We start from the raw sequence: 11,842 nt of genomic DNA on the forward strand, positions 1-11,842 counted from the left end.
TGGGTGTGATAATGTTAAATCACACCCATTTTGCATTGTAAATAGTTGATTGTAAATCCCTTGTCAAAAAACAATTGTTCATACTTGGTTTTTATACCGAGATGTATTTCGTTCAATGGGGAGTTATATAAATCAATTGTATACTGTAAATCAACACAGTTAATTTGTTGAACCTGTTCCAGGCTGTAGGCAAATAACTCCGGATTGTCGGTCTTTAAATGAAGGGTTCCGCCCGGAACGAGCAATGTTTGATACGTTGCCAGAAACCGCGGGTGAGTCAGGCGATGCTTCTCCTGGCGAGGACGAGGCTGCGGATCAGGAAATGTTATCCATATTTCGTTAACCTCATCTTCAGTAAAAAACTCGGTTAGAAAATTTATATCCGTACGCAGAAAGGCGACATTAGATAAGCCCAGTGTTTGAGCCGCTTCTGAACCACGAGCAATTCGGTCACCTTTGATATCGACCCCGATAAAATTCATACCGGGAAATGCCTGGGCCAAGCCAACAGTGTACTCTCCTTTTCCGCAGGCTAATTCGAGAACGATTGGATTGCTGTTACTAAAATAATCAGTACGCCAGCGGCCACGAATCGTTTTATAAAGGGGTTTACCAACTTCAATAACATTTGCGCTCTCTGCATTTTGCAGAAAGCGCTGTATTTTCCTATGCGTCACAGTTATAAATTTATTAATTCGGCAATGGTGTAGTTACTGCCCGTTATCAAAATTAAATCATCAACCGATGCTTGTTGTAAGGCAACTGAAAGGGCTCTGTTAACATCCGTGAAGGCCTCTCCCAGCCGGCCTAGTTGAGCAGCTTCCAATTGTAATAAATCGGCCGGTAACGAACGGGGCGTTTGAGCCTGACAGAAGTAATAAACAGCCGTTTGAGGGAGTACAGTCAATAAATGGCTTCGATCTTTATCCGCGACTAACCCAATTACAATACGCAACGTTGTGTAGTGTATCGACCGGATGGTGTCAAAAAGTGCCTCTAATCCTGGCCGATTGTGCGCAGTATCAGCAATGACTTTAGGATGTTCCTGCAGTGTTTGAAAGCGCCCTTTTAATCCGGTCAACGAGGTTACAGACGTTAATCCCTCCTGTTGGGCGGCTAAAGATACCGGGAATACAGGTTGTAAAACGGCAACGGTTGCCAGCACAGTAGATAGATTGGTCAATTGATAATCGCCCAACAAATCCAGCTTAAACGGGTACACAGGCCCGTTATCCCGAGAAACCAGGACGTGACGAATACCGGCTGTAACGCCTTCATTCTGCACTGTATAGTGCTGATCGGCAAATAGAATTGGAGCCGTTACAGATTCGGCCACGGACCGAAATATACCCGCTGTTTCCGAATGCGTCTCTCCTATTACTACAGGAACACCGGGCTTGATGATTCCGGCTTTTTCACCCGCAATCTGTGGCAGGGTGTCGCCTAATATATCGGTATGGTCATACCCGATATTGGTAATGACCGAAACTACCGGCGTAATGACGTTTGTCGAGTCAAGCCGACCACCCAGCCCCACTTCAATCAGGGCAACATCAACAGCCTCGCGAGCGAAAAAATCAAACGCCATCGCTACCGTCAACTCAAAAAAGGATGGTTCTACGGTTTCAATTAAGGCTTGGTGCCGGGTAACAAACCGGGCCACCTCATCCTCCCCAATGGGCAGACCATTGAGACGAATTCGCTCCGTAAAGGATTTTAGATGAGGGGATGTATAGAGACCTACCTTATAGCCTGCCGACTGATAAATAGCCGCCAGCATGTGCGAGGTACTTCCTTTTCCATTGGTTCCGGCAACATGAATACTCGTAAACCGTTGCTGCGGATTACCAAGTGCGTCGCATAGCAATAAGGTGTTGCCTAATCCGGGTTTAAGCGCTTTGGGGCCAATCCGGTGAAAAACCGGGAGCCGACTATATAAGTAGTCGATTGCTTCCTGGTACTGCATTAATCTTTCGACTTTATGATAAATGTAATGGTGCCGGTAGCTGTGGGCGGGGTTGCACCCCCTTTCGGGCGTAGTCGGAGCCGTCCTACCGCTCGTCGATACAGTTCGCTAACCGAAGGACTAACGGTACTCTGCACCTGACGGACATTGGTTATCTCTCCTTCGCCATCAACTGTAATCTTAAAAACAATCTTACCGGTCTCGTCAGAATCATCATCAACTGTCGGCTTACTAGCCATTGACCAACCCGACACGTCGAAGGCTACGCCCGACGAAGCCCCACCGGGTGTTCCATAAAATTCTTTCGCGTTGATTTTTCCGTTCGGGTTGCCTTTATCACCTACCCCATTGGCATCGTCGCCGTTGTTGTTTCCACCCGTCCCCGACGCTTTACCAACTGTACCATTGGAACCACCCCCTCCCGACGACTTTTTGAAAAGAGCGTCGTTGTTTACCGTCTCCACTTTTTTGGGCGGAGCCACGGGAGCTGGCCGTTCGGCAGGAGCGGTTGCTTTGGGCGATTCAACCCGTTTGGGTTCGGGCCGTTCGGGCGTTGTTACCGGACTTTCGGCTTTGCTGCTGATGATCGGTTTCTCCGTAGCGGTCTTAGCCGGTTTTGCCTCGTCGATTTTGGGCGATGGTGTAACGCGGGTCTTTTCCAGCCGGGGCGTTGTATTCACCTTTGGATTGGGCCGCTTTTCGGCAGATTTTACATCGTTCGGATTGGGCGAGTCAGACGCTTTATTATAGGTCTGAATACGACCACTGCCCCGTGCATCTGTGCCGAAGTTGACTTCCACAAACTGGATGGGGGGAGGATTTGGACTGGTTTGCGACAGGTTCACCAATAATAACAGCGCGACGAGAATCACGTTGATAATAATGGCACCAGCAAAGGACTTTACCCGAATTTCGTCCTCGTTCTCAAAGATAATACGGTTCATACAGGCTATGGTTTCATTCCTATAACGCTAACAGGAGCTGCTTCGTTTATCGTTAAAACAGGATGCACAGCAACTGTATAAACAAAGTAACAGAAAATCTGCGATAGATAACCGGAATTGGTATGTACCGGCCCAACCCGCTAGACCAAGACATACCGTTTCGGGCTTATGTTTGCAGTCTGAACGCTCTTCGTCTACCTTATGCCTGTCCTCCAGCCAATCGTCAACATCGCCGAACTTCTTTATCAAAAAGGGATTACCGACGTTGTTGTCTCACCGGGATCCCGCTCGGCTCCCCTGACGCTGGCCGTAGCCCGGCACCCACACCTGCGGGTCCGGGTCATGGCCGACGAACGCTCGGCCTGCTTTGTGGCGTTGGGTATGGCCCAGCAGAGTCGCAGGCCGGTAGCGGTTATCTGTACGTCGGGCAGTGCAGTCTATAATCTGGCCCCGGCGGTTGTCGAAGCGTTTTTTGGCCAGACCCCCCTCCTGCTCCTGACCGCCGACCGCCCCCACGAGTGGCTACACCAGCAGGATGGCCAGACGATAAATCAGGTCGGTCTATTCGGTGCCCACGTAAAACGAAGTTATGATTTACCCCCCGACTATTCGCACCCCGACGCCCGCTGGTTTATCGAACGCTCCCTGAATGAAGCGATCACGTTAAGTCAACTGTATCCGGCCGGGCCGGTGCATATCAATGTGCCGCTTCGGGAACCCTTCTATCCAACGGCCGATGAGTCGTTTTCCTACGGACCCGTGCGGGTAATTGACGTCTGTACCGCCCAACCCACGCTGGCCCCTGACACCTGGCATGGCTTACTGAGGCAGTGGGAACAGAGTGACCGGATCATAATTGCCGTGGGTCAGTTGCCCCGCGACCCGGCTCTGCTGGCCATATTACGGAAACTTAGTGACGAAATAGGGGTTCCTGTCGTGGGCGAAATTGTCGGCAATATTTCCCGCAACGACGTGTTTATAACGCGTACCGATACATTTCTGGCCGGGATCGATGAACAAACGGCCCAGTCGCTCCAGCCCGATTTGTTACTAACCATTGGCAATTCGTTTCTGACCCGAAATCTAAAGACATTCCTCCGACAGTATCCGGCGCGTCGGCACTGGCACATTCAGCCGTCAATCGACCGGATCAATGATTCGTTTCAGAGTTTGACGACGCTTATTCCCGCCGAGCCGCTCGCTTTCCTGGAAAAACTATTTGCCGACCTGGATTACCAGCGGTTCCTACAGGGCGATGATGACGATGACTCCGATTCACACGCGTTTCTCAACCGCTGGCAAACCCTCGACCGGCAGGCCACCCGACTCATTGAGAAAACACTTATGCCCTCAGCTGAGCAGACGAATCAACTGACAGACTGGTCGGCAGTACAGCTTATCATGGAGCAACTGCCAGAAAAATCCGTACTTCATCTGGCCAACAGTATGCCCGTCCGGTATGCCAACCTCTGTGGCGTATCGGAACGCCAGCAAATTAGTGTTTCGGCAAATCGGGGCGTCAGCGGGATTGATGGTTGTTTGAGCACGGCCCTTGGCGCAGCCCTGATGACGGACCAACTCGTAACGCTGCTCATTGGCGATGTCGCGTTTTTTTATGACCGCAATGCGCTATGGTCAGCCCCGGTCCCGCCCAACCTGCGGATTATTTTACTGAATAACGACAGCGGACATATTTTCCGCATCATCGACGGACCCAGCCGCCAACCCGAACTGGAAACTTATTTTGAAACCCCGCACGGCTACACGGCCCGTAATACGGCTGAAGATGCCAAGCTACTATATACGGTATGCGATTCGCTCGACACCCTAGGTTCGCTCCTCCCCGACTTCTTCCAACCGGGTAACACGGCCAGGCTCCTTGAACTAACGACGGACAAACAAGCCAATCAGGAACAGTTCCTGGCGTACAAAGCGCACATAAGGGCGTTTTATGACAACAAGATATGATGACCTGCCCTACCTACGTTGGCGATTCCGTCAGATAACCCGGAAGTAAGCGCTTAACTACTTACTTACTTGATTTGCCAACTTTTGATCAACCCACTAGCCAGCTAGCTTCGCGTAGGTACTCCGCTGTGAGCAACCCGCAATACGTACCGACGGCATTGCCCAGGGCCCCCACCAAAATACCCGGCAAATGCAAATCGGGCCGGTTCAGGCTTTTGGTCAGGGCTAAACACGAGGCCGAACCACCCAAACACGCCTGAGACGCGACGCTGAGAACAGCCCAATCCTGACGAAGCAGCGCTCCTACGCCAAACTGAATCAGGGAATGAACTGCAACCAGCACACTCACAAACAGAAGCATCATGAGGGCTAAATGGCCATCTTTTAATAAAGCCGCAATGTCGCAGTACGCACCGATTACGGCCAGAAACAAATAAATGCAGAATATACTCACGACCCGAACACCCCGAAGTTTCTGAATAGGCGGCCACTGGGCCAGCAACAGGGCGAAGGTCGTCAGCAACAGGATTTTGGGAATGGCAGGAACGTAAACCGCGACCTGACCCGCGACAAACAAACTCAGCATACCAAGCCCAATCAACAGGGCCAGATCGGTTGGACTCATGGTTTCAACGTCGCTGATCTGCGCATTAGCCTCAGCCTCAAACTGTTCTTTCTCGGCGGGTGTCCCGTCGTACGCCAATTGTCGGGGGAAATATTTATTGAGCAGGGGCGGCAATAGCAGCGTGACACCCATCCAGAGCGCCGTGACAATATTGTCGGTGGCAATGGCAGCGGCATACAAATTCCCGGCTTTGTTGACCCCATAATGGAGGGCAATGGCGTTCAGGTTGCTACTGCCTCCGGTATAGGTACCGGCAAACATGCCGCCAAGCGCATAATATAAGGGACCAAACCCTTTAGGACCCGCTACCGCCCACATACCCGCCACCACACCAAGTAGCGTGCCGGCCGCTCCAATAAAGAAGTTTATAACCATGGGCGAACCCGCGCGTCGCAGGCTACGCAGGTTGACCGTCAGGAGCAGGTAAAAAATCGAAATGGGTGCCAGATATGTAAAAATTCCATCGTACAGCGGAGGGGCATTCGTCGATGTTGGAATCAAACCCACATTAGCCGTTAGGGCCGTTAAGAGAATGACGGTGAGTGATGTCCCGATCTGACGAAAAACCGGCAGTTTGGTCAATTGATCAGCAACGAGGATATTACCCATCAGTACGGCTAAAATAGCCAAAGGGTCTTGAATCAGGGACATAGAGGGGAGGTTGAAAGCGGAATATACAGAAAAAATAACGAGCTTACCAGACCAGAGCTTGTTTCCGAGTCAACTCCGCCATCAGGCGTTTATCCTAAAAAAGACAACGTATGCCGATCTCCAGCCATTTTATCCGAAAATCAATAAATCGCTCATCCGCTTTCTATTGGCTTGCCCTGATGCTTCCTCTACTGCCCTATACCGTAACGCTGGGTCAGACTCCTCCCGACGCGGATATTTTTCTGGTTGATCTATCGCTAAAAAGCCAGCCCGTTCAGGTAGGTAAACCGGTAAATAGTACGCAGCGCAAGGGCTACGACAATCAGCCCTCATTCACCCCCGATGGTACGGGCCTGTTATACACGTCCATGCGCGAAGACGGCCAGACCGATATCTACAAGTATGATCTTCAGCAAAAAACAACGACTCAACTAACCCAAACGCCCGAAAGCGAATACTCGCCCACGGTCACCCCCGATCAGGCTTATTTCTCGGTCATTCGAGTGGAGAAAGATAAGACGCAGCGCCTGTGGAAATTCCCTATCGCCGGTACCGGTGAGCCAACGCTGGTGCTGGAAAAGGTGAAGCCTGTGGGCTACCATTGCTGGCTTACTGCCGACTGGCTGGCACTGTTCATCCTGGGGACACCGAATTCACTCCAGCTTGCCCACGTCAAAACCGGCGACACCACCCGAATCGAAGGTAGTATCGGGCGGTGTCTCCTTAAGATTCCGGGTAAAAATGCCCTGAGTTTTGTCCATAAACGCACCCCCACCGATTGGGAGATAAAGCAACTCGACCTGCAAACGCTCCAGATTACGTCTATTGGCCGAACCCTGACCGGTAGTGAAGATTTCGTCTGGACGCCCGATGGCACCCTACTGATGTGTCAGGGAACCGCCTTGTATCAACTTAACCCAAGCCGCTCTCCGGACTGGACGCAACTGGCCGATTTTAGTTCTGTGGGTATTAAGCAGTTGACCCGGATGGCTATTGATCCTGAAGGCAAAAAATTAGCGTTGGTCGGCCAGTGATGCAGTTGACCCGGATTGAGTACGTTCCAGAATCTGGGCTTATTTTCTGTCCTGAGCAACGCCCAACCCGTTTACCAGCAGCGGCAAACTCAACCCCTGCGCGACCAGTGTTATCAACACCGTCATGACCGCCATAAAGATGATGGTGTCTCGTTGCGGAAACGCCTGGCCGTCGGCTAACGTAACGGGTAAGGCAATGGCGGTAGCTAGTGAAACAATTCCCCGCATCCCCGACCAGCTGATAATCAAACAGTTTCTCCAGTCCAGTTGCGCATCTTCCAGTTGGCTGGACTGGGTTTTCTTAAAGGCTCGGTCAATTCTGATTTTTTGCAGGAATACCCTGACCATTCGGATAGCCAGGGCCACGACACAAATGAGAAAGCTGTAACCGATCAGGGGTAGTATTTCCTGAGGATCAATAGTAGCCAGTACATACGGAAACTCAAGTCCGATAAGAACAAAGACCAGTCCGTTCAGGATAAACACGCTAATGTCCCATATAGCTTTAGATTGGGCTTTTGTTCCGTCAGGAAAGAGTTTACTGGCAAACTGAGAGATCGTCAACCCCAGCGTAACAACAGCAATGACACCCGATACGTGAACTTCTTCCGCGACCGAATACGCAATAAACGGCATCAACAAGGTAAAACTGATGGCAACCAGGTTGTTCTTCGGAATTAGTTTAAGAATAAATTCAAGCCCTTTACCCAGTACCAGCCCCACCAGAAACCCGCCGGTAATCAGCACTAAAAACTGCAATCCTGCTTTCCACAGCACAAACGAACTACCCGCTACGGCAGCCACGGCCAGCCGATAGGCAATCAGACCGGAGGCATCGTTAATCAGGCTCTCTCCTTCTAAAATCGTCAGGGTTTTGTGCGATAGACCCAATCCTTTGGTAATGCTCGTGGCGGCTACCGCATCGGTAGCCGCCAGAATAGCACCCAACACAAATGCCAGGGGCCAGGTCATGCCCGGAATTAAGAAATGGGCCGTAAGGGCAATGCCCCCCGTGGTTAAAAAAACCAGGGCGAACGCCAGGGTGGAAATCGTGTTTATATTCCGTTTAAATTCGGGCCAGGAGATAGTAAAGGCCGCATCATACAGCATCGGGGGCAGAAAAAGCAGAAAGATAATGTCTGGATCAAGCTCGATTTTGGGCATTCCCGGAATAAACCCTACCCCAATGCCAGCCAGTACCAACAGAATTGGATACGGTAATTTAATCTTGTCAGCCACCGCCGATAAGCCGATCATTACCGCCAATAAAAATAAAATGATGCTATAATTCTCCATACAGATCGTGTTGAGAAGTACGTGGGGGTTAACTTGCCTTCCCTCCTGCTTTTCGTATCGCTACAGTTGACAAAAAAACTACATGTGCGCCAGCTAACAAATTAAAACTAAAACGATAGTTATAGTTAGTATCTTCAGGCCGATACGTATTGTTCATCCACGCACGTAAACATACTGTCTTATTTGCCTTTCTCACGTTCGACAAGCCATAATCTACAAGCCATGAAAAACCAGTTTCGTTATGTTAGCCTTATCGGATTTATCCTGATGGTTGGCACAGCACCGTTCATCGCCAATGCCCAGACGATCACCTCCCCTCAGATCGATGCGCTGGTGCAACGAACCTTAACTACGTTTGACGTGCCCGGTATTGCCGTCGCAGTGGTCAAAGATGGGCAGGTAATTCATGCGAAAGGCTATGGCGTTCGCTCGTTGAAAACCGGCGAAAAGGTGGACGAAAATACCCTGTTTGGCATCGCGTCCAATAGTAAAGCGTTCACGGCTGCGGCCCTGGGTATCCTGATCGATGAGGGAAAACTGACTTGGGATGCTAAAGTGATTGATTACATACCGGAGTTTCGGATGTACAATGCCTACGTGACCGACGAATTTACCATTCGGGATTTGCTTACCCACCGGAGCGGGCTGGGCCTGGGTGCGGGCGATCTGATGTTCTGGCCGGATTCCAGCAATTTCACCATAAAGGACGTTATTCATAACCTCCGCTATTTGAAACCGGTGTCGGGCTTTCGGACCAAGTATGATTACGACAACCTGCTGTACATGGTGGCGGGCGAAGTCATTGAACGGGTCAGCGGCAAAAGCTGGGAAGCGTTTGTGGAGGACCGACTTATGAAACCGCTCCAGATGAACCGCAGCGCGGGAACGTACGGGCGACTGACCGATAAAATCAATGTTATTGATGCCCACGCGCCCGTCAATGGTAAGGTGCAGGTGATCAGCCGGGATATGTTTCGGTTTGGCAATTCGGCGGGCGGCATTAATTCCAGCGTGGCCGATATGAGCAAATGGGTGATCATGCAACTGCACAAAGGCAGCTACGGCGATAACCTCAGCCAGCATTTATTTAGCGAGAAAATCCACGCTGATATGTGGTCTTCGCAAACGATTCTTCCGGTAAGCAGCACCCCGACGCCCCCTTACAACACCCATTTCGCGGCCTACGGACTGGGTTGGGGATTGAGCGATGTGAAAGGGTACAAACAGGTAACGCACACGGGCGGTCTGGCGGGCATGGTTACCCAGGTAACGCTGCTTCCCGAACTTCAGCTGGGTATTATCGTCTTTACGAATCAGCAGTCGGGCGCGGCTTTTAGTGCGGTTACCAACACCATTAAAGATAGCTATCTGGGTATTCCGCCAACGGATTGGGTAAACGTATACAGCGAACGGGTGAAAAAGAGCCAGGACGAAGCAGATAAAATCACCAGAGATCTCTGGGAACGTATTGAGAACGAGCAAAAAAATAACGCCGTCAAAGTTGATTTAGCAAAGTTTACCGGCACGTACCGGGATAGCTGGTTCGGCGATGTGGTTATTAGCCAGACGGCTGGCAAGCTGTGGTTCCGGTCGGTACGATCGCCCAAACTGAGGGGCGAGTTGTTCGTTTACAAGAATAATACGTTTATCGTTAAGTGGACTACCCGCAGTTTCGACGCCGATGCCTACGTGACCTTCCTGATCGACGAAGCCTTGAAACCGGTATCCATAAAAATGAAGCCTATTTCGCCCCTGACCGACTTTAGTTTTGATTTTCAGGATCTGGATTTACTCCGGGTAAAGGACAAGGACTAAGAACGACCCGTTGGGGCGGTTTCCAATACGATTCGGGCCACCATAAAAACAGCGATCCGGATGTCCGCTTATCCGCTACCGACAGTGTACGGCCCGTTCGCGTTTGGCCTGTTCATCGCCAGCGGATTCGCCCCGTCGCCAGGCCTCACACGCGTCCGCTTTGTGGCCAAGGGCAAGTTCGCCCGTACCGATATAATAGTACAGTTGGTCAACCGACGCGTCTAGTTTTTCGGCCTGCCGAAATTCGGTGAGGGCCGGGCCGGGTTGGTGCTGACTCAGGTAGTAGAGCCCCAGAGTTTGGTGCGCCCAGGCGTTTTGACTATCACGCTGGAGTGATTCCTGCACCAACGGCAGCGCGTCGGCGGGCCGGTTAAGTTTGAGCAGCAAATAGGCTTTGTTGTTCAGGTAATAGGGCTGGCGGGGTTGGATGGCCAGGGCCCGTTCCACGTAACCCAGCGCGTCGGTATAGTTACCGGCATGAGCCAGCAGCAAACTCTGGTTATTGAGGGCCGCATCCTGTTTTGGATTTAGCTGCAACGCCCGCTGACTATCCTGCTTTGCCTGGTCATACGCTTTCTGACTATAAAATAATGCCCCCCGGTTAGTGAGAGCCTCTACATTAGCGGGGTTAAGCTGAACGGCCCGGTCATACGCGACCTGCGCCTGCGCCGGGTTATTGAGTCGGACGTAGGCATCGCCCAGGCGGGTCTGATAAAATGTGGAGTCGCGGTACTGCTTGTCGATGTGCTGTAAATCGGCCAGGCCACCAGCGGCATCGCCGGTTTCTAATCGAACCTCGGCGCGGTTAAAATAAGCCGTTCCAAAATCAGGATCGGTTTCGATGGCGCGGGTATAATCATTTAAAGCCCCTTCCCGATCATCATTACGAAATTTGGCTAATCCCCGGTTGTTGTAGGCATCGGCGAAGTCAGGCTTCTTGGTAATCGCTTCCGAATAATACCGGATGGCTTCTTTATATTCTCGTTTTTGCAGTTGAACATTTCCCTTTAAAAAAAACTGGGCCGCTTCGTCGGCAGTACTGTTCGAACAACTGGTAAGGATGACGGATAACGGATAAATGATGAGTACCCAAAGCAACAAGCGATGACCTAAGTTACCTACCTTTACCCGCGCAATACGATACCAGCCTACAGCGTAATCATTCATAATTTATCACCTATAATTCACTACTGAAACCATGCGTTTCGTTCAGGACATCCCACACGCCCAGTTTCGCATCAGTCTTTACGCTTGGAACGGCAAATATATCGTCAAAATCGAAGCCGGACCGTATGAGCAGACATATAAGATTAGTGAAATGGACTTTAGTGACCCGGAGACCGTACCGACAATGCTCGACGAGCCGTTCCTGAACCGGGTCGCCCAGCGCTTTCAGGAGATGGCTATCGACTGGCAGGCCACCGGTGAGCGGAATGAGGTCTTTTGACATTGCCGACTTACTCTATCGAACCCCATAGATAATTTCGTATCTTACAAAGATAAGTAGCCCCTATCAGGGCTGGTAACGGATGGTAAATGACAC

General features: G+C 51.0%; 10 protein-coding genes. 4 read left to right on the top strand and 6 right to left on the bottom strand.

The features are described 5' to 3' along the window. Positions 1 to 14: 14 nt before the first annotated feature. The 3 genes from trmB to ACFS25_RS11985 are packed head-to-tail and all read right to left on the bottom strand — an operon-like array spanning position 15 to position 2,910. Complete coding sequence (trmB, locus tag ACFS25_RS11975; RefSeq protein WP_381500478.1) at positions 15 to 677, bottom strand: tRNA (guanosine(46)-N7)-methyltransferase TrmB; 663 nt, start codon at positions 675 to 677, stop codon at positions 15 to 17. Between the two features lie 2 nt (positions 678 to 679). After that, positions 680 to 1,966 carry a bifunctional folylpolyglutamate synthase/dihydrofolate synthase gene (locus tag ACFS25_RS11980; RefSeq protein ID WP_381500481.1) on the bottom strand — a complete coding sequence of 429 codons (1,287 nt, stop codon included), beginning with the start codon at positions 1,964 to 1,966 and terminating at the stop codon, positions 680 to 682. Next, a complete protein-coding gene (locus ACFS25_RS11985; protein ID WP_381500484.1) occupies positions 1,966 to 2,910 on the bottom strand; it encodes a hypothetical protein in 945 nt (314 codons plus the stop codon). The genes ACFS25_RS11980 and ACFS25_RS11985 overlap by 1 nt, the downstream gene beginning before the upstream one ends. Positions 2,911 to 3,111: 201 nt before the next feature. Here ACFS25_RS11985 and menD point away from each other — a divergent pair, with 201 nt between their 5' ends. Then, on the top strand, positions 3,112 to 4,878 hold the full coding sequence (menD, locus tag ACFS25_RS11990; RefSeq protein WP_381500486.1) for a 2-succinyl-5-enolpyruvyl-6-hydroxy-3-cyclohexene-1-carboxylic-acid synthase: 1,767 nt from the start codon (positions 3,112 to 3,114) through the stop codon (positions 4,876 to 4,878). Positions 4,879 to 4,966: 88 nt separating this feature from the next. Here menD and ACFS25_RS11995 read toward each other — a convergent pair whose 3' ends face one another. Further along, positions 4,967 to 6,154: a DUF819 family protein gene (locus ACFS25_RS11995; protein WP_381500489.1), complete on the bottom strand. Its 1,188-nt coding sequence runs from the start codon at positions 6,152 to 6,154 to the stop codon at positions 4,967 to 4,969. A gap of 110 nt (positions 6,155 to 6,264) precedes the next feature. On the opposite strand from ACFS25_RS11995, the gene ACFS25_RS12000 reads away from it, so the two are divergent. Continuing rightward, positions 6,265 to 7,188 carry a TolB family protein gene (locus ACFS25_RS12000; protein WP_381500492.1) on the top strand — a complete coding sequence of 308 codons (924 nt, stop codon included), beginning with the start codon at positions 6,265 to 6,267 and terminating at the stop codon, positions 7,186 to 7,188. Positions 7,189 to 7,227: 39 nt separating this feature from the next. On the opposite strand, the gene ACFS25_RS12005 is transcribed toward ACFS25_RS12000, so the two are convergent. Then, on the bottom strand, positions 7,228 to 8,484 hold the full coding sequence (locus ACFS25_RS12005; protein ID WP_381500495.1) for a Na+/H+ antiporter: 1,257 nt from the start codon (positions 8,482 to 8,484) through the stop codon (positions 7,228 to 7,230). A gap of 222 nt (positions 8,485 to 8,706) precedes the next feature. On the opposite strand from ACFS25_RS12005, the gene ACFS25_RS12010 reads away from it, so the two are divergent. Next, a complete protein-coding gene (locus ACFS25_RS12010) occupies positions 8,707 to 10,299 on the top strand; it encodes a serine hydrolase (protein ID WP_381500498.1) in 1,593 nt (530 codons plus the stop codon). Positions 10,300 to 10,374: 75 nt separating this feature from the next. Here ACFS25_RS12010 and ACFS25_RS12015 read toward each other — a convergent pair whose 3' ends face one another. Continuing rightward, complete coding sequence (locus ACFS25_RS12015; RefSeq protein ID WP_381500501.1) at positions 10,375 to 11,466, bottom strand: tetratricopeptide repeat protein; 1,092 nt, start codon at positions 11,464 to 11,466, stop codon at positions 10,375 to 10,377. A gap of 31 nt (positions 11,467 to 11,497) precedes the next feature. Here ACFS25_RS12015 and ACFS25_RS12020 point away from each other — a divergent pair, with 31 nt between their 5' ends. After that, a complete protein-coding gene (locus ACFS25_RS12020; RefSeq protein WP_381500504.1) occupies positions 11,498 to 11,746 on the top strand; it encodes a hypothetical protein in 249 nt (82 codons plus the stop codon). The last annotated feature ends 96 nt before the right edge of the window (positions 11,747 to 11,842 follow it).

It is taken from the genome of Spirosoma flavum (genome assembly GCF_042686045.1).
Taxonomy (GTDB): Bacteria; Bacteroidota; Bacteroidia; order Cytophagales; family Spirosomataceae; genus Spirosoma; species Spirosoma flavum.

Excerpts from the sequence above, each read along its gene's own strand:
- ACFS25_RS11980 (WP_381500481.1), bottom strand. The coding sequence starts at position 1,966 with ATGCAGTACCAGGAAGCAATCGACTACTTATATAGTCGGCTCCCGGTT.
- ACFS25_RS11985 (WP_381500484.1), bottom strand. The coding sequence starts at position 2,910 with ATGAACCGTATTATCTTTGAGAACGAGGACGAAATTCGGGTAAAGTCC.
- menD (WP_381500486.1), top strand. The coding sequence starts at position 3,112 with ATGCCTGTCCTCCAGCCAATCGTCAACATCGCCGAACTTCTTTATCAA.
- ACFS25_RS11995 (WP_381500489.1), bottom strand. The coding sequence starts at position 6,154 with ATGTCCCTGATTCAAGACCCTTTGGCTATTTTAGCCGTACTGATGGGT.
- ACFS25_RS12000 (WP_381500492.1), top strand. The coding sequence starts at position 6,265 with ATGCCGATCTCCAGCCATTTTATCCGAAAATCAATAAATCGCTCATCC.
- ACFS25_RS12005 (WP_381500495.1), bottom strand. The coding sequence starts at position 8,484 with ATGGAGAATTATAGCATCATTTTATTTTTATTGGCGGTAATGATCGGC.
- ACFS25_RS12010 (WP_381500498.1), top strand. The coding sequence starts at position 8,707 with ATGAAAAACCAGTTTCGTTATGTTAGCCTTATCGGATTTATCCTGATG.
- ACFS25_RS12015 (WP_381500501.1), bottom strand. The coding sequence starts at position 11,466 with ATGAATGATTACGCTGTAGGCTGGTATCGTATTGCGCGGGTAAAGGTA.
- ACFS25_RS12020 (WP_381500504.1), top strand. The coding sequence starts at position 11,498 with ATGCGTTTCGTTCAGGACATCCCACACGCCCAGTTTCGCATCAGTCTT.